Below are 18632 nucleotides of genomic sequence, written 5' to 3'. Positions count from 1 at the left end.
GGGGGCGCAAACAACCGACGCGGAGCTGAAGGCAGACCCGTTCATGAACGATGATGCCATCCGGGCTGCGTTTTTTGAATGGCTTTGCCGCATGGGTGACAATGCGCTCATTCTGGGTCACCGGACATCGGAATGGTGCGGCCACGGACCTGTTCTGGAAGAAGACATCGCGCTTGCCAACACGGCGCTCGACCTGATCGGGCATACCCAGATGTGGCTCGGGCTTGCGGGTGAAGTGGAAGGAAAAGGCCGCGATGCGGACGACCTTGCCTACCTGCGCGATGCCATGAAGTTCCACAATCTGTTGCTGGTGGAACTGCCGAAGGGCGACATGGCGGTGACGATCATGCGCGAGTTCCTGTTCGATGCCTATCATCACCTGCTGCTCAAATGGCTAGCTGAACACTCGACAAGTCCGCGCGTTGCCGAGATCGCGGCCAAGGCGCTAAAGGAAGTCAGCTATCATCTCGATCGTGCATCGGACATCGTTGTGCGGCTCGGCGACGGAACCGAAGAAAGCCATCGCCGCATGCAGGAAGCGCTCGAGCTGCTGTGGCCATATACCGGCGAAATGTTCGCCGGTGACAATGTCGACGCGGCATTGAGCGGCGCCGGCATCGCGCCGGAACTCACCGGGCTACAGGGCCTTTGGGATGAAGATGTCCGCTCCATCCTGGACGAGGCGACACTCAAGACACCCGAACCCGGCGGTTACGCACATCTGGGTGGCAAGCAGGGACGGCATACGGAACATCTTGGTTTCATCCTTGCCGAAATGCAGTTCCTCCAGCGTGCCTATCCGGGCGCAAGCTGGTGAGGCACGCGGCCATGTCGACAACGCTCCTTCCCAAAACCGACGAGATCTGGACCTGGCTCGCCGAGGTTCCAGATCCGGAGATACCCGTCGTTTCGGTGACGGAACTCGGCATCATTCGTGATGTCAGATACGAGGGTGACCGTCTGGTCGTTGCCGTCACACCGACCTATTCGGGATGCCCGGCGACGGCGGTGATCGATCTGATGATCGAAGAAAAGCTTCGAGAAAAGGGCGTTGAGAACCTGCGGCTGGAACGGCGGCTTTCCCCGCCGTGGACAACGGACTGGGTGACGCAGGAGGCGCGGGAGAAACTCAAAACCTTCGGGATTGCGCCACCTGTCGACGGAACCGCAAGCGACGGACTGCGTTCACGTGCGGCGCGGATGTCGGGTGCGAGCGGACCGGATGTTGCCTGCCCGCGCTGCGGCAGCATGGACACGGAACGGGTCAGTCAATACGGCTCGACACCATGCAAGGCCGCGTGGCGCTGCCGCGCGTGCCTGGAACCGTTCGACTATTTCAAATGTATCTAGAGCCAGGAAAAGGGCAGCACCAATGGCACGATTCCATTCGCTCGAAGTGACCGACATTCGCCGCGACACGCGCGATGCCGTTGTGGTCACGCTCAAACCGGACGCGCCTGATGCGGAGGCGTTCAGCTTCATCCAGGGTCAGTACCTGACCTTTCGCCGCGACTTCGACGGCGAGGAGCTGCGCCGGTCCTATTCGATCTGTGCCGGGCTCGACGAGGGTTGCCTGAAAGTCGGCATCAAGCGCGTCGATGGCGGCGCGTTTTCAACCTGGGCGAACGAGGAACTGAAGGTGGGCGACCGCCTTGATGCAATGGAGCCGATGGGACGGTTCCATACCGAACTGGAGCCAACAGCCGCGAAAGGCTATCTCGGCTTTGCCGGCGGATCGGGCATCACGCCTGTCCTATCCATCATCAAGACCGTTCTGGCGCGCGAGCCGGAAAGCACGTTCACGCTGATCTATGCCAACAGGCAGACCAGTTCGATCATGTTCCGCGAGGAACTGGAGGATCTGAAGAACCAGTATCTCGGGCGCTTGTCGCTGATCCATGTCCTGGAGACGGAAACACAGGAGATTGATCTCTTTACCGGGCGGATCGATGCAGAAAAAATGGATCTGCTGTTCAAGCTCTGGATTGATGCAGAAGAGGTCGACACGGCCTTCATCTGCGGCCCGGAGCCGATGATGCTGACGATTGCGGAGAGCCTGCGCAAGCACGGCCTGACAGACGAGCAGATCCGGTTCGAACTCTTTGCCTCTTCGCAGCCGGGACGGGCAAAGGCAAGAACGGCATCGAAAGCAGCAGCTGCTGCTGCGGGCACCTGTGAACTGTCGGTCACGCTCGACGGCACGACGCGCAATTTCCAGATGGAAAAGGATGGAACATCCGTGCTGGAGGCAGCGGTCGCCAATTCGATGGACGCCCCGTTTTCCTGCAAGGCCGGGGTCTGTTCCACGTGCCGCGCCAGGGTGCTGGAAGGTGAAGTGGAAATGGAAGTGAACCATGCGCTCGAAGACTACGAGGTCCGTGCAGGTTACGTCCTTTCCTGCCAGTGCATTCCCGTCTCCGACAAGGTGGTGATCAGCTATGACGAATGAGGCTATGCTTCCCGAGGACGAGGCGATGACGCTGTCCGACTATCTGGACAAGGGCGGCAAGCTGACCTCGCCGGAAAATGTGCCGCCGCGCTACCGGGGCGAGTTGCTGCGCTTGATGTCGTCCTTTGTCGACAGCGAACTTGCCGGGTCCGCCGGTTTCGCCGATGCGATCAACTGGGCGCCCGGTTTGAAAGAGCGCATTGCAGCGTGCCGGATCACGCTGGAAAAGGTCGACCATGCCGAGCGGATTCTCGACCTTATGGGTGATTTTGGAACCGACAAGGCCCTCTACAACAAGGCGCATTCCTGGTCGGCGCGCCAGGATCGGGACGCGCAGATCGACCCGAAACGGCAGGGCGGAGACATGCGCCTTTCCGTTTTCCACTATCCGCTTCAAGGCTGGACCGATGCCGTGGTCATGAATTTCCTCATGGGCCTTGCGACGGTGCACCAGCTTCAGGAACAGGTGCAGACATCCTACCAGCCGCTCAGTGAAGAGTTCCGGGCCATCCTTCCGAAGGAAAAACGGCACATGGAACTGGGGCTTGAGGGGCTTGCGCAGGTTTCGGACACACCTGCTTCGCGGGACGAAGCGATGGCCTCGATTGCCTACTGGATGCCGAAAGTTGCGGAGACATTCGGCCCGGCGCAGTCGGCCCGTTTTGACCGGCTGAGGAAACTGGGTCTTCGGCACACCGACAACGAAACACTGCGGCGCGCGTGGACAGCAGATGCCGAAACACGTCTGGCCAAGCTCGGACTTGCCTGACCATTCTAGGTGATGGACCCATAAATGAGACTGAAATGGCATACGAAATGGCGAAATCCAGTCAGGAAGGGTGTGCGGAGCGGGCTTCCTGCCCGGTCAAGCACGCTGACGCCACGGGGTAAAGCCATTTCCATGTCCTTCGGATTTGACCGGCTTGCGCCTCCTCCGCGTCGCGAAAGGCTTGAAAATGAAGCACATTTCCTGCGCTTCCGCTCCTTGAGGCGAAGCAAGCCGCCTCAAACCATTTCGGCCTCATTTATGAGTCCATCACCTAGAAAGGACGATCCATGACCGGGACGGGAACGGCCGCACGCCGATTGAAAAGCTATGTCGAAGGCGCATGGCGCACGGGAGAAGGTGACGGCGTGCCGGTCCTGAATGCGGCGACGGGTGAAATCCACGCTTTCATCGGGACCGCGGGGCTCGATTTCAGGGCGGCGCTTGAATGGGCGCGCGCGGTCGGAGGTCCGGCGCTGCGGGCCATGACCATCCATGAGCGCGCCTTGATGCTCAAGGCGGTTGGCCTGAAACTCATGGAGCAGAAGGAAGAGTTCTACCTGGAAAACTTCGCAACCGGCGCAACCCGAACCGATGGCTGGATCGATATCGAGGGCGGGATCGGCACGTTGCTGACTTTCGCATCCAAGGCGCGCCGGGAATTGCCGAACACGAAGGTTCTGACCGAGGGTCCTGTTGAACCTCTGTCGCGTGACGGTTCCTTTTCCGCGCAGCACATTCTGACGCCGCTGCAAGGCGTCGCCGTTCATATCAACGCGTTCAACTTTCCCGTATGGGGCATGCTTGAAAAGATCGCGCCAACGCTGATCGCGGGTATGCCGTGCGTGGTGAAACCGGCCTCTCAGACCGCCTATCTGACCGAACTGGTGGTGCGCCGTATCCTCGAAACGGGCATTTTGCCCGACGGCGCGCTTCAGATCGTGACCGGATCGGCGGGCGATTTGCTCGATCACGTCAACGAGCAGGATGTTGTCACGTTTACGGGGTCCGCCTCCACAGGGCAGAAGCTGAAATCCGGGGCTGCGATCCTGCAGCACTCCGTACGCTTCACCATGGAGGCCGACAGCCTCAATGCATCGATCCTCGGCGCGGATGCGGGACCGGACACGGACGAGTTCAATCTCTTCATCAAGGAAGTTTCGCGTGAAATGACGGTCAAGGCCGGGCAGAAATGCACCGCGATCCGGCGCATCATCGTGCCGCAAAGATATGAAGACGCGGTCGTCGAGGCACTGACGGCACGGCTTGCGGCAACGCCGATCGGACTGCCCGACAATGAAAACACCCGGATGGGTGCCCTCGTCTCGCTCAAGGACCGCGAGGATGTGAAAGCCAAGGTCGGCGTCCTGGCGAAAGAAGCTGAGATTGTCTCCGGTTCGCTTGAAGGTGTCGCGCTTTCCTCCGGAGATGCAGAAAAAGGGGCCTTCCTCTCGCCGATCCTTCTGCGCTGCGCCGACCCTTGCGGAGCGGACGCGGTTCATTCGGTCGAGGCCTTCGGCCCCGTGGCCACGGTCATGGCTTACTCGGACAATGACGAAGCTGTCGCATTGTCGCAAAAGGGACGCGGGTCTCTTGTCTCGTCCCTCTTTACGGATGACAGCACGGTTGCCCGGGAGATCGTGACGGGTCTTGCACCTTTCCATGGACGCGTTCTGATCGGCAACCGGCGTTCGGCGAAGAGTTCGACGGGACATGGATCGCCACTGGCTCCGCTGGTGCACGGCGGCCCGGGCCGTGCGGGAGGCGGCGAGGAAATGGGCGGCATGCGCGGCGTGAAGCACTTCATGCAGCGCAGCGCGATCCAGGGAACGCCAGAACTCCTGTCTGCCGTCACCGGTCAATGGACTGAAGGGGCCGATGCGCATAGCGACATCCATCCGTTCCGCAAGTCCCTGGCCGAGCTAAGGATCGGCGATCAGATCGTCACGAAGGCGCGTGAGGTCACACGCGAAGATGTCGAGCACTTTGCAGAGTTTACCGGTGACACGTTCTATGCCCATATGGACAGCGAGGCTGCCAAGGCAAACCCGTTCTTCGATGACCGCGTCGCCCACGGATATCTGATTGCCTCCTTTGCCGCCGGGCTGTTCGTCGATCCGGAGCCCGGCCCGGTGCTGGCGAACTACGGCGTCGACAACCTGCGCTTCCTGACCCCGGTCTATTTCGGTGACAGCCTCAAGGTCCGTCTGACCTGCAAGGAGATCAACCCGCGCGAAAATGCCGAGCACGGTGAAGTGCGCTGGGACTGCCAGGTGACCAACCAGAATGACGAGGTCGTTGCGCAATATGACGTCCTGACAATGGTTGCCAAGGAGTGGCCCGCCGCCGCCTAAGGCGGTTTCGTATTGGTCCCGAACGTCCGATCCAAAATGGTAAGCCTGTGCTAGGCTGCCGGGCGCGAAGCGGGACAAATGCGGGGAATACAGGTTGATCGCTCACACACATCTGCATGTCAGCGACTATGAGAAGTCAAAGGCCTTCTATCTGAAGGTGCTCTCGACGCTCGGCTACTCGATTTCCATGGAAGTTGGCGACGCTGCCGGTTTTTTCGACGGGAAGAACACCGATCTCTGGGTGGTGAATGATCCGGTTGTGCCAACCCATATCGCCTTTGAAGCAAAAAGCCGGGAGGAGGTGCACGCCTTTTACGATGTGGCGCTGCAGGAGGGGGCGACCGACAATGGCGGTCCCGGCTATCGTCCGCATTACTGGCCCGGGTATTACGCAGCGTTCGTTCTTGATCCTGACGGCCACAATATCGAAGCCGTCTGGTACGATCACAGCAAGGTTGCCTGATCCAGGACGACCGCGCACGCGCGGCGGTCTGTGTGCCTCTTCTGATTTGAAGGACGCCAAAAAAACGGCCGGTCAGGGACCGGCCGTTCTCGTTTCCTTGTGGATATGCTGTTTAGCCGACGAGGCCGCCGTCTTCGCGGGTCACCGCGATGATTGCGGAGCGCGGAACGCTGTCACCACCCCCCGGCCAATGGCTGTTGCCACGCTCACCCGGGTGCTGGATGCCGACAAACATGGTCCGTCGATCCGGGCTCCAGATCAGGCCGGTGATCTCACACTCGTTGGGACCGACCATGAACCGGCGGATCTCGCCAGTGACCGGGTCACCCGCAAGCATCTGGTTGTTGCCGTGACCGGCAAAATCGCCTTCGTTCTTGTAGTTGCCGTCCGTCTGGATCCACAACAGACCGTTGGCATCGAAGGCCAGTCCATCCGGCGAGTTGAACATGTTGTCGGCGTTGACGTTCGAAGATCCGGCATAAGCGTCGGAATGTACCGTCGGGTTGCCGGCGAGCACGTAAAGGTCCCAGGTGAAACCGGGTGCCGTGTGGTCGCCGCCGTCCGGACGCCAGCGAACAATCTGACCGTAATTGTTCTTGTCACGCGGATTCGGTCCGTTTGCCGCGGTGTCGTCACCCCCGGCATTGGGCTTCACGCCACGGTTCTTGTTGTTGGTCAGGCAGCAGTAGACTTCCGGTGCCTTGGGATTGGCCGCAACCCATTCCGGGCGGTCCATCGTGGTCGCGCCGACAGCCGATGCAGCCTGGCGGGTATGAATGTGGATCTCGGCCTGATCCATGCCGGTGGTTTCCGGGGTGAGGGCAACCCAGGCACCGGTGCCGTTGTCGCTGAACTTGGCGACATAGAGCACGCCGTCGCTCAAAAGATCATCGGTCGGTGCGCCCGGAGCATAGGCACCGTTGGAAACGTAACGGTAGACAAATTCGCCGCGCTCATCGTCACCCATGTAAACCACCACGCGGCCGTCATTGTTGATAACGGTTTCGGCGTTTTCATGCTTGAAGCGGCCGAGCGCGGTGCGTTTCTTCGGTGCCGAGGCGGGATCTGTCGGATCGATCTCAACCACGTAGCCGGCACGGTTCGGCTCGTTCGGATGCTTGGCGACATCGAAACGCTCGTCGATTTCGGCCCAGCCGTAGCCCCAGTCGGTGGTGTTGACGCCGTAGCGTTTCATGGCCGGGGTGATCGACTTCGGATTGTCGTCCTTGACGTCTTCACTGGAGGAAAAATACCCGTTGAAGTTTTCCTCGCAGGCAAGATAGGTGCCCCAGGGTGTGGCGCCATTGCCGCAGTTGTTCCAGGTGCCGAGCGTCTTTGTGCCGGTAGGATCGGCATCGGTCTTCATCAGGTCGTGTCCGGCTGCCGGACCGGTCAGTTCCATTTCGGTATTCGGCGTGATGCGGCGGTTATAGGGGCTGTCCTTGACCATCTGCCACTTGCCGTCGATGAAGGCGATTTCGACCACGGAAACGCCGTGCGCCATCATGCCTTTTGCGATTTCATCTGCGCCGACAAGACGGCCGTCCTCGGCTTTTGTGGAGATGATTGAGCGGTTGGTGTATTCGTTGTTCACGACAAGCAAAAGCTTGCCGTCATGTGCGAACACGTCCATGCCGTCCGTGTTGTCACCGAATGCGCGCTCCTGGCTCGCGGCGGTGCCGCGGGTCGCCTGGTCGAATTCGGGCGCGTCGGACCATAGCGGGTCGCCCCACTGGATCATGACGTCGACCTTGTACCCCTCCGGCACGGTCACGGTATCGGCTGTGGATGTGCCGATCTGGTCGAACGCGAAACGGCCGGATGCCGCCTCGGCTGAACTCATGCTGCCGCCGAGGGCCGCAAAGCTGCCGAACGCCATGACGCCGCCAAGAAAACCACGGCGGCTAAGGGCAGATTCGACGATCCGGTCGAAGTCACACTCTTCCGGGCGCGGGTTTACCATCTCGTCGAATTCGTCGAAGGTAAGCGTGTGATTCTCGTTATCTTTCATGACTTTATCCTACTGGCTCGTAAAAAACTAGCTGGCTCGTGCAATGTCACAACACCGTTCTCAGACCCCGTCTAAAGCGCACATGCTGTTCCGAAATATCGGTCCAACATGACCCCGCGCCCGTCCGGCTGCAGCAACGTATCACAGAGGTGATAGGGTCTTACGTGTCTTTTTTTTAACTTTAATGACGCCGCCGGAATTTCAACATTGGTTTTTATTTTTCCGGCTAAGTTAATCACCTTTCGGCGCAAGATGCCAGATTTAGCCAAAGGGCAGCCGATTGTTGCACCCTTTCAAATAGTTCATATGAAATCACGGTACCTGCGGGGAGATTGTTCGCGTTCCGGCTGTTGTCTGGGTTGTGGCATTCGTCGGATTTCGAGCAGTTCAACCGTGGAGAAGCAGATATTGGCCGGTGGCGATTTCAGCGGGAATGGCCATTTGAATTTGGTTAAAAAGCACCTAGAATCCTGGCATGCCTGATGTCGTTTCGGAAAAGTCGTTTTTGCCGGCTGGGGGCGGAGCCTATTCGCTTCCATCGCTGACGCTCGGCATCTTCCTGAACGACCAACCCTCGCACCGCATCTCGCACGGCTCGGACAGCGCACTACACTCCCCCCTGAAAAAGCATCAGGGCTGGCTTCTGCCGGCGGGAAGCGAGGGTGTGTGCGAATATGATGACGATCTTGAGTTTGTCACCGTCTCGTTAGGCGAAAGGTTGCTCGATGAATTCGGTGTCTCAGCGTCAGAGGATTTTCAGGCGATTATCGGCGATATCGACCCGGTGTTATTGAGTCTCTCACTCAACGCTCTGACCTCGGGGGAAGGCGGAAGCCTCTATCGCGAAACCATGTCCCGGGCTCTGGCGGCGCAGGTGGTTCAGCTGATCAAACCGGAGCCTGCTTCGCATGCCGGAATTGAAGACAGGCGGCTGCGCAGGGTTCTTGATTACATCCACGACAATCTAGCCGAAGATCTGACGCTCGCCGCGATGGCAGATCTTGCCGCGATGAGCGGGACGCATTTTTCAAAGGCCTTCAAGAAGGAAATTGGCGTTTCGCCGCTGCAATATGTCATCGGAGCCCGGCTCGATCTGGCATCGGTGCTATTGCAGACCACCCGCTTCAGCGTCTCCGAAATCGCCTGGCGGGTCGGATACCAGGACGTGAGCCGCTTCTCGCAACACTTCAAACGCAAGTTCGGCATGACGCCGGCGTCCTACCGCCAGCGATAGGGAACAATCCGGAGATATTGATGTTTGCCGCCTGCTCAGGCAGGCGGCAACGACAGATATGTCATCTTGCGCTCGCGGCACGCTCACCTGCGGTGGCGACGAGGCCGCGGTCCCCTGTCTCCCACAAAGCGGTCATGGTCAGGGAGGTCACAAGCCAGCGGTCGCCGCTGTTGGCAAGTTCATATGTGTAACGTCCGCCGAGGGTCCAAAGATCCTCTCCGATCCGGTGGGTTGCAATGAAATCCGCCTCCGCGATCACGCTGTTCCCGTCCATCGACGCGATCGCATGATTGGTGACCATGTGATGCGTGCTGTCGAACCCGGGCAGGAACCCGGACCAGCCCGCCACCAGTTCGTCTGCCGGCTGGGTGACGGGATCGCCGCCCCACAAGCTGGTATAGTCGCTGGTGACCGTGTCCGCGAAGGCGCCGCGGACGCGCTCCCAGTCATGCCTGTCAGCACCGGCGGCAATGTCGGTAATGGAGCGGCTGATTTCCGTCTGATCTGCCATCGCGGTTCCTCCAAGCAGGGTTGTCGCAGCGAGCGCTGCCATGAGCGTGTGTTTCATGGTGTGTTCCTTTGAAATCCGGTTTCCAGGTGGCGTGCCGTGAGCACGCCGTCAGGCGAGTTGTCCGCCCGTCGCATCGATGTCCATACCGTTGAAGGCTGTTGCCGAATCCGATGCCAGAAACAGGACACCTGCCGCCATTTCATGGGGGTCCATGATGCGGGGCGTGACAAAGAATCCGGCCATGCCTTCGTAGGTCAGCCCCTGATAGTCGAAGCTTTCCTTCAGCATCGGCGTGTCCACCGCGAGCGGCGAAATCGATGCGACACGGATGTTGTCCGCGGCCAGTTTGGCACCCGCGCGTGTCAGCCCGAGGACCGCGTGTTTGGACGCGTTGTAGTGCGCGGTGTTGGGAAAGCCGCGATGAGCGGCGACCGAAGCCATGTTGATGATGACACCACCACCCTGGGCCTTCATGACCGGAATCGCATATTTCATTCCGTAGAAGACACCAAACGTGTTGGTGCGCATCATGTCGTCGAAGTTTTCGATGTCTATGTCTTCGATCAGGTTCGGCGTCATGAAGATGCCGGCGTTGTTGAACAGGACGTCCAGTCGTCCGTAAGTGTCAGTCGCGGATTTGATGAAACGCTGGACCTGATCCGGTTCGCGCACATCGGTCTGGACCCAGGTGACGTCGCCGCCCGCATTGCGGATATCGGCTTCGACCTGCCGGCCGAGCTCGTCGCGGCGCGCGCCGAACACCACTTGTGCACCTTCCATGGCAAAAGCGCGCACCGTCGCCTCACCGATACCGGAGTTACCACCGGTGACGGCAACAACCTTGCCGTTGAAACGGCCATCGGCGTTGACTTCCGCCGGAGTTGCCGCCGGTTTCATGCTGTTGGCAAGGGCAACGGAAGAGGCGAGGGTCGCCGCGGTCGCCATGCCTCCTGTCAGGATTGCACGGCGCGAAGTATTGGTCTCATTGGACATGGTTTCTCCTTCAATGATTGAAGTCTTTCAGGGGAGGGCTCAAGAGCCGGAGATGCCTGGAGGCGGTCGCTCAGCCATCACTGTTCGCAGCCGCGTTGAAGTGAGCGGCCACGAATGCCGTTGCGCGGCTTATGATGTCGGGCGTGTCGTAAAACGCGAACTGATCGACGTCGTCGAACCACTCAACGGATCGTTCGCCTCTGAAACCATCAAGGAAGCGGTGCACGCCTTCCGGTATCGCGGCAGCCTCGGAATGAACGAGCGCAAGTGGCTTGTCGAGGCGATCGGGATTGTCCGCGGGATTATAGGTCAGCCAGCCTTCCCAGCCGGCGTTGTTCCACTTGTTGTCATATTGCGGGATGGCGCCGCGCGCAGGTTCAAAATAGTAGCCGCCGATCGGCATCAGCACTCCGTCGGCACCTTCCGGGCCAGCAGCGGGAATGATCTGTCCGCCCGCAGCTTCGGCGGCACGTGACACAGAAATCAGCGCTGCAACACCCTCGGCGCCGCCATAGACGGTTTCGACGAGTCCCCGGTTCTGGAGCCAGGGGGCGATCAGCGCCACCCGCTCGACAAGCGGATTGCCCGCAACGGCGTCGATCATGTAGCCGGCGGATGCGCAGATGCCGAGGCCGAAGAGCTGCGTGGCGTCCACTTCCGGACGTGTTGCGGCAAATTCGAACGCCTTATGAATGTCGCTGGTTTTCGCCTTCGGACTTTCCACGTAACGCACACCGCCCGGCAGGTCGCCGGACTTGCCCCAGCCGCGAAAATCGAAGGTGAAGGCGGCAAAGCCGTGCCCAACCAGCGCGCGTGCGTAGTTTGCGGGCATCTGTTCTTCAACGGCAGTCCACGCACCCGTTACGACCACGGTTGGAAGCGGTGCGCCGTCATGACCTTCTGGCAGATAAAGGGTGCCGGTGAGGCGAGACCCTGTGTTTTCAAACGTTAAGGAGCGGGTATTGGCCTTCGTGCCACTTCCCGGAGCCAGTGCGTTTGGCGATGGGCTGTCTGATGTCGGCATTGGTAAACTCCATCTTCGACCAACAGGTTCGTGATGGAGTGAAAATGGCCGCTCTTGCATGGTTTGGCAGGCGCGATTCCTGTCAAAGACCATGCGAATTCTGTGTTTCGGCGACAAAGGGGAGGGCGATTTCCGCGTGCACGCCTGTGCTAAAGTGCACTGGCCCGGGAGGCCGCGCATCATTAGGCTGAGTGAGTGACTATACGGCCAAGGCTGTTCAACCGCTGAAAGGGGCCTCAATGAACGGACTGCGTTTCTTCTGGCTGGTGGCGGCGAGCGTGTCTTGCGCGGCGGGCGCACACGCTTTTTCCCTTGATGGTGAGAAGACGGTTAGCCTGGTGGACCAGCAGGGTGACCTGCATCCCGTTGCAGACGTGGTCTTTAGCCCTGAGGAAAATGGCAGCACTTACGAGATCGAGTGGCGGGACGATGCCTTTGCCGACCATTTTCTGTCCATGCGTCCGTTCAAATGCCTGGAGGGGGCGGACAAGCACTGGTGCCGGGTTCCGTACCCTTACGAAATCAGGCGCATGGTCTCCGATGACGACCTGACCGACCTCGAATATGATCTTCTCTTCGTCTGGAAAGGGTCCTCCGAATACGGCATCAATCTGTGGAATGGCGTCTACTACAAGCTTGAGAGCCAAGACGGCAGGCTGACCGGAACCTTGCACGAAATGGACATGGACAAGCTGGGAGTGCCTCCCGAGGCCGGCAATCTCAGACCCATTCGCGGTGCTGATCTTGAGGAAGGATACCCTGAAAGCCACTGGCTTCCGGGCCTTGTGATCGAGTGACGGGACCGGGGCAGTCCATCCGGCTGTCCCGATCCGTTTTTGTCGGCAGGGATGTCCAATCAGGGCTCTACGACTGCCGCTCCTGTTCCTTGCACCTTGCCAGGCACCTTGCCGGGCGTATTCGCCCTGCCTCCGGTGATCTTCCGCAGCATCGGCGCAATCTCGGAGTGATGAAACTCAAAGCCATGGTCGATGAGTTTCTTCGGAATGACACGCTGGCTGACAAGCATGGTTTCGCGTGCCATGTCGCCAAGTGCCCATCTCAGTGCCCACGCGGGAACGCTCAGGATCGCAGGCCTGTTCAGGGCCTTGCCGAGTGCGCGCGTGAATTCGTCGTTGCGGACCGGGCACGGAGCGGTGGCATTGAGCGGCCCGTTCAGAGCAGTGTCCGCAATTGCAAGCGCGATGACACGGATGAGGTCATCCTGCTCGATCCAGGACATCCATTGGCGTCCATCGCCCAGTCTTGCGCCGCCGCCGAATTCAAACGGCGTCAGCAGCTGTGCCAGCATGCCGCCGTCAACACCCAGCACGAGACCCATGCGCAGCCTGACGACCCGCACATTCATCCTTTCGATTTTTGTGGCTGCCTGCTCCCAGCGCGCGCAGACCTCCTGGGTAAAGGCCGCCGCCGGTTCTGATTTTTCCGTAACCACCTCGTCGCCGCGCGGGCCATACCAGCCGATGGCCGATCCGCTGATCAGGCAGTCCGGTTTGTGATCAAGGCGTGCAACCAGAGCCTCCAGTGCCTCGGTTGTTCCGACGCGCGAGCGGATGATCCGCGCCCGTTTCTTCGCGGTCCAAAAACCATTTGCAATCGGATCACCTGCCAGGTTCACCAGCGTATCAAAGCGTTCGTGGTTCCCGATCTGATCCAGGTTTGAGATCACGCGTACCGGATGACGAAGGCTGTCCGCCTTTCTTGGATCACGTGTCAGCACGGTCACGTAGTGGCCCGCCGAAACGAGGGCCTCGACCAGGCGTGATCCGACAAATCCGGTGCCGCCTGTCACGAGAATATGCCGATGGGGCGGCAACACCGATACAAGATCCGCCGGATTTCCCCGCGACAGCCGCTCGCTGCGTGCTGCGGCAAGGAGATCGCGCGCGGCGAACACGGCGACACCGAATGCAGCGAGGCTTGCCATCACGCTCCACCAGCCGTAGCTCACGAGGATGACCGCTGTCGGCTGTTGTATCCACTGCCACAGGACCGGCGTGAGAAGGGTCAGGATCGCGCCGTAGTTCAAGGTCAGCAGCGTGTGATTGATGCGCTCGGTCCAGGGCAGCTTGCGGGAGAGATCCTCTTCAACAAAATCCCAGAGCGTGATCAACACCTCAATCAGGAGAAGCAGCGCCAGCGCCGCCGCGAATATGCCGTGAGGCTCGGCCCAGGCAAAGGTGATGAAGATAACCCCGTAGAAGAAATTCCGTACGCCGTGCAGCCTCAGCTCAAGTTTCTGCGAGGCCCGCCAGGCAAGGCGTTCGGTCAGCTCATGATGAAACAGCGTGTCGAACAGACCCATGGCAATCTGTATGGAAATCAGCGTCCAGAGAAAGGGATCGGTCATGGTTGAACCTCCATGTCGTGAAACAGCGCGTCCTGGTGGACGAGCTCGCCGAAAAACCGGCTTTCGAGAGTTAGGGAGAACAGGAACCGGGCATCGCCGAGGTCCCGGTGGGTGATGGTGAGGGCTCCGGGGCTGCACCAGCCGGGCAGCCGCAACCGCCAGGACCCGAACTGGAGGAAATAGTGGTCGCTCCTGAAACTCAGTCCGCCGTCTTCAACGCCCACGCGCAGCGCCATGCCAATCCCCGAGCCGATGTATTCCTCAATGCCTGTGGGTCCGGAGAAACGCTTGGAACTGTGAATAACCTGCGGGAAGCCGGAGGCGCGGCCGTATTGCCGGACCCAGAACTGGCCGTCCCCCGCACAGTCTTCGGTCACGGTGACGACTGCGGGCTGGTTCAGGGATGTGCTGTCATAGGGAAGCGGTGCGCCGACCAGCCTTGCCAGGTGCGAAAGAACATAACCGGCGATGTTGCGGCGCATGGCGACGACGACACCCTGATAGACAACGCTTGAGCCGCCTTTCATGCGTTTTCCGAAACGGCTGCGAACGGGCTGAGGCAGGGCCTGCCACGCAGCTTCGCCAAGCAGTTGGCGAAAGCGGTGATCGGGGACAGCGGAGCCTGGGTGTGCGGTAATCTGGTCCAGCATTTCCACTTCTTCCTGTTTGATTTGTTATTTCTGTAAAAAGAGAAATTGTTGAGCAAAAAAAATTCGAGCTACTTTGCCTGCTTGCCACCGATCTTCAGGAGCGAGAGCACCTTGTTGCCCATCTTCATCAGGGCGGCGAGATTTGATTTTGGAACACTGAGCATCTGACCCGACCATTTGTCCGCCGTGGCGAGAAACTCCTGCATGGCGTGCATGCGCGCGAGAACTTCAGGATCAAGACCGGTTTCCGATTGCGCCTGTGTCACGCACATGTCGATTGCCCGGATCGCAGGGTCGATTTCCCGTTCCTTGCGGCCCCTGGCGATAAGCAATGCCATCTCCCAGACATCGGTCTCGGCGACGAAATGTTCACGCCGGTCGCCTGCCACCGGCACGCGCTGGATCAGCTTCCAGCCGACAAGCTCCTTCAGGGAATTGGACACGTTCGAGCGCGCGATCCCAAGTTCCTCGGAGATCTGCTCCGCGTTGAGCGGACTTGTGCTGAGATACAAGAGCGCATGGATCTGGGCCACGGACCTGTTCACACCCCACTGGCCGCCCATGTCCCCCCAATAGAGGATGAACTGCGATCTCGAAGAGGCTTTATCTTTGTCGGTAATTTCTGTCATGACAGAAACATCTGTCAAATGTGAGCGAGAGTCAAGTGCCGAATGTGGCCGTGACAGGTCTGCCGGCGGGTGACTGGGTTTGTGGCGTTTGATCCTTGCGTGGTTGACCTTGCGAACGCAATGGAACAAAATAAGAACACATTACATCTCCAGAGCGGGGTTTTCACATGCATCTCGACGGCTACAAGGCGAAATCGGGCACCTTCGTTCCGGTCTGGACCCTGGAGATACAGACCTTGCCGGCGGATACCGACCGCATTCTCGACGAAGTGCTGAAGGTTCATCCGCTGAGCTTTGGCCGGTATCAGCGCAATGCGAGCATCTCGGCTGTTGGAAAGGAAACCGCGCAGCCGGAACCGGGCTCGACGACAACCACGCATGTGGAAGGTTTCGAGGCCGGAACCACGGAGACCTATCCGATGGTTGAACTTAAGATTTCCATTGAACGGGATCCGGGCGTTCTTGAAAAGGTAATGGACGCGATCCTGAACGTCCATCACTACGAAGAACCGGTGATCTTCCTGCGCGAAGACTGGGCCAGCAGAGCCGCCTACGACCCGCAAAGCGACAACCCGAACCGGTGGTGGAACAACGGGCGCGGCTTGCCGGAGAGGATCGACTGACTTGGCTGCAGGTCAGTCAGGCTCAGGCGCGAATATCTCCACCGGATCCGTGACGCCCTTGAGCGTGTGCTGTCCCATCGGGCGCCATTGGCCTTTCGATCTTGCGACAAAGTCCGAAGATGCCAGCATGGTTTCCCCGAGCACACCACACAGGCCTTCAATGCGGCTGGCGATATTCACCGACGATCCGATGACCGTGAAATCGAGCCGGGTTCCGCCGCCGATGTTTCCGTAGAACACAGATCCGGGATGCAGGCCGACGCCGAACATGTAGTCCTTCCCGGATTGTCCATATCCGGTCACACTCAGAGCTGCCGCCTCGGCCCTTTCGACAGCTGCGCCGACGTCATCGCGGTGCGGAAAAACCGCCAGCAGGGCGTCTCCGATGAATTTGAGGACTTCGCCGGAATGGGCCTCGATCGCGTCCGTCAGCGTTCCGAAATAGTCGTTCAGAAGCTTCAGCAGATCATCCTCGCTGCGCGATTGTGCAAGCGAGGTAAAGCCGCGCAGATCGGAGAACCAGATCACCGCATCAATGGTGCTGCCGTCGCCACGGGCGATTTCTCCATCGAGAACGCGGAGCCCGGCCCGCGTTCCGACATATGTTTCCATAAGGGTTTTTGCCGTGTTGCGCGCAATGAAACCTTCGAACACGAGCGTCAACGCAGGCAGCGTTGCGTCGATCAAGGCCCGGTCCGTCTCGCCGAAGCCGTTGGGCGACCGCGTTGCCAGCGTCAGCACCTTGAAAGTGCCGTCGGCAAATTGCAGGGGCAGGGCTTCGTACTGGCGATAGCCCTCTGCCCAGAGATCCTCACCGATCGGGTAACGGCTCCTGTCGCCGGGCAGATCAAGCCGGAGAGACGTGGGTTCTCCATGGGTGTAGATCTTTTGGATCGGGCTTGCCTTCAGCATTTCCATCTGGTCCGGCGTATAGACGAACCAACGTTGTTCCGGGCCGGTCTTGTTGTCCCAGAAAACATAGGATGATTTCGCGATCGGATGCAGGATCGGGGCACCGAGCGTTGACCTGTCGACCTGGATGCCGGCCTCGCGCAATTTCAGGCTGTAGCCGTTCAGGAGCGCTGCAGGTGCTTCCAGACGCGGGGCCTCGATCATCAGCCAGCGGATGATCGCATCACCCGATATCGTTGCGTCACTGCTCATGGCTCAATCTGATCGCACCGTTGAAACCCGCGAGGATCTGTCTCTTCAGGACAGTAAAACCGTTTTCCGTTTTGTGCGCAAAAATGTCGCTGAAAATCTGTTTTTACGGAGAGGAAAAAGACTTAGGCCGTCGGATTTTCGCTTTATACGAAAGCCGGGGATTAACACTTTTGGCTGACTGCGCTAAGTAAGTTGCGTACGTTTCTTTTTCCAAAGGACCGGTCAAGGTCCACAAAAAAACCCAGGGGGAAACATATGACGATCCGTACTTTCGCCATTGCTGCGGCGACCAGCCTCGCATTGACGGCGCCGGCTGCAGCCCAGGAAGCCTTTGAAATGACCTCGGCCTTCGGCAAGAACCTGCCGATCCTCGGCACCGCCGCCGTGGGCTTTACCGAAAAGATCAATTCCATCTCGAATGACGTCGAATTCGAGCACTTCGATCCGGGCGAGCTGGTTCCGGCTCTTGAAGCGCTTGACGCCGTTTCCAGCGGTTCGGTTGACGCTGCCTACACCACATCAGGGTATTGGCAGGGTAAAATCCCGGCTGCTTCCCTGTTTGCTGCGGTTCCGTTCGGACCGGAAGCCGGTGAATTCCTCGCGTGGATGCTCTATGGCGACGGCGCGGAGCTGTTCCAGCGCATGTATGACGAGAACGGCTACAACGTTCACGTCATCCCCTGCGGCATCATCGCTCCGGAAACTTCCGGCTGGTTCAAGAACGAGATCAACGGCCTTGAGGACCTGGAAGGTCTGAACATGCGTTTCTTCGGTCTCGGTGCTGAAGTGATGCAGAAACTTGGCGTGTCCACGTCGCTGCTCGCTGGTGGCGACATCTTCCCGGCGCTGGAGCGCGGTGCGATCGATGCGACCGAATTCTCCATGCCGCGGATCGATGCGCGTCTCGGGTTCCACAACATCGCGAAGTACAACTACTTCCCGGGCTGGCACCAGCCGGCAACGATGTTCGAACTCCTGATCAACAAGGACCGCTGGGACGATCTCGACGAAGTTGCTCAGAACCAGATCGAGATCGCCTGCATGGCGAACATCACTGACAACTTCGCGGAAGGTGAAGCCACCAACTTTGACGCGATGCAGGAAAACGTCGAGAAGAACGGTGTGACCATCAAGCAATGGTCCCCGGAAATGCTTGACGCTTTCGAGACTGCGTGGGTCGAAGTTGCCGCTGAACTGGCCGCTGAAGATGCGTTCTTCAAGGAAGTCTGGGACAATCTCCAGGAGTTCCGCGCCGGCTACAAGGTCTGGAACGACAACATTTACCTGCCGCGTCCGCGCAACTAAGCGGGCTCTACTGATCCGTCCGGACTCCCGGACGACACAATGCATACCGGGGCGTCATCGCCCCGGTATTCTGCTGGATGTGGAGGCG

The 18632-nt window shown here is 59.4% G+C and carries 18 protein-coding genes; 10 read left to right on the top strand and 8 right to left on the bottom strand.

From position 1 onward, the window contains the following. The first annotated feature begins 43 nt into the window (after nt 1-43). The 6 genes from paaC (at nt 44) to RBB49_RS05515 (ending at nt 6032) form a co-directional block, all read left to right on the top strand. Nucleotides 44-817, top strand: coding sequence for a 1,2-phenylacetyl-CoA epoxidase subunit PaaC (gene paaC / locus RBB49_RS05540; protein ID WP_306141840.1), 774 nt, complete (start codon nt 44-46; stop codon nt 815-817). Nucleotides 818-828: 11 nt separating this feature from the next. Beyond that, entirely contained in the window at nt 829-1350 is a 522-nt protein-coding gene (gene paaD, locus RBB49_RS05535; RefSeq protein ID WP_306141702.1) for a 1,2-phenylacetyl-CoA epoxidase subunit PaaD, read from the top strand. Between the two features lie 22 nt (nt 1351-1372). Then, nucleotides 1373-2449, top strand: coding sequence for a 1,2-phenylacetyl-CoA epoxidase subunit PaaE (paaE, locus tag RBB49_RS05530; protein WP_306141701.1), 1077 nt, complete (start codon nt 1373-1375; stop codon nt 2447-2449). Continuing rightward, nucleotides 2439-3218, top strand: a complete 780-nt coding sequence (locus RBB49_RS05525) for a Phenylacetic acid catabolic protein (protein WP_306141700.1) — start codon at nt 2439-2441, stop codon at nt 3216-3218. The genes paaE and RBB49_RS05525 overlap by 11 nt, the downstream gene beginning before the upstream one ends. Before the next feature lie 287 nt (nt 3219-3505). Next, a complete protein-coding gene (gene paaZ, locus RBB49_RS05520) occupies nt 3506-5569 on the top strand; it encodes a phenylacetic acid degradation bifunctional protein PaaZ (RefSeq protein WP_306141698.1) in 2064 nt (687 codons plus the stop codon). 94 nt (nt 5570-5663) lie between these two features. Next, nucleotides 5664-6032, top strand: coding sequence for a VOC family protein (locus tag RBB49_RS05515; RefSeq protein ID WP_306141696.1), 369 nt, complete (start codon nt 5664-5666; stop codon nt 6030-6032). A gap of 112 nt (nt 6033-6144) precedes the next feature. On the opposite strand, the gene RBB49_RS05510 is transcribed toward RBB49_RS05515, so the two are convergent. After that, the gene (locus RBB49_RS05510; protein WP_306141694.1) at nt 6145-8043 is read right to left on the bottom strand and encodes a PhoX family phosphatase; all 1899 of its coding nucleotides are present in this window, start codon (nt 8041-8043) and stop codon (nt 6145-6147) included. Between the two features lie 475 nt (nt 8044-8518). Between RBB49_RS05510 and RBB49_RS05505 the strand changes: the two genes are divergently transcribed. Beyond that, nucleotides 8519-9277, top strand: coding sequence for a helix-turn-helix domain-containing protein (locus RBB49_RS05505; RefSeq protein WP_306141693.1), 759 nt, complete (start codon nt 8519-8521; stop codon nt 9275-9277). A gap of 61 nt (nt 9278-9338) precedes the next feature. Here RBB49_RS05505 and RBB49_RS05500 read toward each other — a convergent pair whose 3' ends face one another. The 3 genes from RBB49_RS05500 to RBB49_RS05490 all read right to left on the bottom strand — a co-directional run bounded on the left by RBB49_RS05500 (nt 9339) and on the right by RBB49_RS05490 (nt 11805). Then, nucleotides 9339-9845 carry a nuclear transport factor 2 family protein gene (locus RBB49_RS05500; RefSeq protein WP_306141692.1) on the bottom strand — a complete coding sequence of 169 codons (507 nt, stop codon included), beginning with the start codon at nt 9843-9845 and terminating at the stop codon, nt 9339-9341. A gap of 51 nt (nt 9846-9896) precedes the next feature. Further along, nucleotides 9897-10781: an SDR family NAD(P)-dependent oxidoreductase gene (locus RBB49_RS05495; protein WP_306141691.1), complete on the bottom strand. Its 885-nt coding sequence runs from the start codon at nt 10779-10781 to the stop codon at nt 9897-9899. A gap of 70 nt (nt 10782-10851) precedes the next feature. After that, nucleotides 10852-11805, bottom strand: a complete 954-nt coding sequence (locus RBB49_RS05490) for an alpha/beta hydrolase (RefSeq protein ID WP_306141690.1) — start codon at nt 11803-11805, stop codon at nt 10852-10854. A 239-nt stretch (nt 11806-12044) separates the two neighbouring features. On the opposite strand from RBB49_RS05490, the gene RBB49_RS05485 reads away from it, so the two are divergent. Next, nucleotides 12045-12602 (top strand): hypothetical protein, encoded by a 558-nt coding sequence (locus RBB49_RS05485; RefSeq protein ID WP_306141689.1) that lies wholly within the window; start codon nt 12045-12047, stop codon nt 12600-12602. Between the two features lie 59 nt (nt 12603-12661). On the opposite strand, the gene RBB49_RS05480 is transcribed toward RBB49_RS05485, so the two are convergent. From RBB49_RS05480 to RBB49_RS05470, 3 genes are all read right to left on the bottom strand, one after another. After that, nucleotides 12662-14173 (bottom strand): TIGR01777 family oxidoreductase, encoded by a 1512-nt coding sequence (locus RBB49_RS05480; protein WP_306141688.1) that lies wholly within the window; start codon nt 14171-14173, stop codon nt 12662-12664. Further along, nucleotides 14170-14823 (bottom strand): DUF4166 domain-containing protein, encoded by a 654-nt coding sequence (locus RBB49_RS05475; RefSeq protein WP_306141687.1) that lies wholly within the window; start codon nt 14821-14823, stop codon nt 14170-14172. The genes RBB49_RS05480 and RBB49_RS05475 overlap by 4 nt, the downstream gene beginning before the upstream one ends. Nucleotides 14824-14891: 68 nt before the next feature. Further along, the gene (locus RBB49_RS05470; protein WP_306141686.1) at nt 14892-15452 is read right to left on the bottom strand and encodes a GbsR/MarR family transcriptional regulator; all 561 of its coding nucleotides are present in this window, start codon (nt 15450-15452) and stop codon (nt 14892-14894) included. Between the two features lie 167 nt (nt 15453-15619). Between RBB49_RS05470 and RBB49_RS05465 the strand changes: the two genes are divergently transcribed. After that, a complete protein-coding gene (locus RBB49_RS05465) occupies nt 15620-16075 on the top strand; it encodes a hypothetical protein (protein ID WP_306141685.1) in 456 nt (151 codons plus the stop codon). Between the two features lie 12 nt (nt 16076-16087). On the opposite strand, the gene RBB49_RS05460 is transcribed toward RBB49_RS05465, so the two are convergent. Further along, nucleotides 16088-17239 carry an adenylate/guanylate cyclase domain-containing protein gene (locus RBB49_RS05460; protein ID WP_306141684.1) on the bottom strand — a complete coding sequence of 384 codons (1152 nt, stop codon included), beginning with the start codon at nt 17237-17239 and terminating at the stop codon, nt 16088-16090. A 255-nt stretch (nt 17240-17494) separates the two neighbouring features. On the opposite strand from RBB49_RS05460, the gene RBB49_RS05455 reads away from it, so the two are divergent. Next, nucleotides 17495-18544 (top strand): TRAP transporter substrate-binding protein, encoded by a 1050-nt coding sequence (locus RBB49_RS05455; protein WP_306141683.1) that lies wholly within the window; start codon nt 17495-17497, stop codon nt 18542-18544. Nucleotides 18545-18632: the final 88 nt, after the last annotated feature.

Origin of the sequence: Roseibium sp. MMSF_3412 (assembly GCF_030733265.1) — a bacterium.
GTDB lineage: Bacteria > Pseudomonadota > Alphaproteobacteria > Rhizobiales > Stappiaceae > Roseibium.
This window is presented reverse-complemented; position numbering and strand designations above follow the sequence as displayed.

Coding starts and splice junctions, on each gene's coding strand:
- paaC (WP_306141840.1), top strand. CDS start 44: ATGAACGATGATGCCATCCGGGCTGCGTTTTTTGAATGGCTTTGCCGC.
- RBB49_RS05480 (WP_306141688.1), bottom strand. CDS start 14,173: ATGACCGATCCCTTTCTCTGGACGCTGATTTCCATACAGATTGCCATG.
- paaE (WP_306141701.1), top strand. CDS start 1,373: ATGGCACGATTCCATTCGCTCGAAGTGACCGACATTCGCCGCGACACG.
- RBB49_RS05495 (WP_306141691.1), bottom strand. CDS start 10,781: ATGTCCAATGAGACCAATACTTCGCGCCGTGCAATCCTGACAGGAGGC.
- RBB49_RS05505 (WP_306141693.1), top strand. CDS start 8,519: ATGCCTGATGTCGTTTCGGAAAAGTCGTTTTTGCCGGCTGGGGGCGGA.
- RBB49_RS05460 (WP_306141684.1), bottom strand. CDS start 17,239: ATGAGCAGTGACGCAACGATATCGGGTGATGCGATCATCCGCTGGCTG.
- RBB49_RS05510 (WP_306141694.1), bottom strand. CDS start 8,043: ATGAAAGATAACGAGAATCACACGCTTACCTTCGACGAATTCGACGAG.
- paaD (WP_306141702.1), top strand. CDS start 829: ATGTCGACAACGCTCCTTCCCAAAACCGACGAGATCTGGACCTGGCTC.
- RBB49_RS05475 (WP_306141687.1), bottom strand. CDS start 14,823: ATGCTGGACCAGATTACCGCACACCCAGGCTCCGCTGTCCCCGATCAC.
- RBB49_RS05500 (WP_306141692.1), bottom strand. CDS start 9,845: ATGAAACACACGCTCATGGCAGCGCTCGCTGCGACAACCCTGCTTGGA.
- RBB49_RS05465 (WP_306141685.1), top strand. CDS start 15,620: ATGCATCTCGACGGCTACAAGGCGAAATCGGGCACCTTCGTTCCGGTC.
- paaZ (WP_306141698.1), top strand. CDS start 3,506: ATGACCGGGACGGGAACGGCCGCACGCCGATTGAAAAGCTATGTCGAA.
- RBB49_RS05470 (WP_306141686.1), bottom strand. CDS start 15,452: ATGACAGAAATTACCGACAAAGATAAAGCCTCTTCGAGATCGCAGTTC.
- RBB49_RS05525 (WP_306141700.1), top strand. CDS start 2,439: ATGACGAATGAGGCTATGCTTCCCGAGGACGAGGCGATGACGCTGTCC.
- RBB49_RS05490 (WP_306141690.1), bottom strand. CDS start 11,805: ATGCCGACATCAGACAGCCCATCGCCAAACGCACTGGCTCCGGGAAGT.
- RBB49_RS05455 (WP_306141683.1), top strand. CDS start 17,495: ATGACGATCCGTACTTTCGCCATTGCTGCGGCGACCAGCCTCGCATTG.
- RBB49_RS05485 (WP_306141689.1), top strand. CDS start 12,045: ATGAACGGACTGCGTTTCTTCTGGCTGGTGGCGGCGAGCGTGTCTTGC.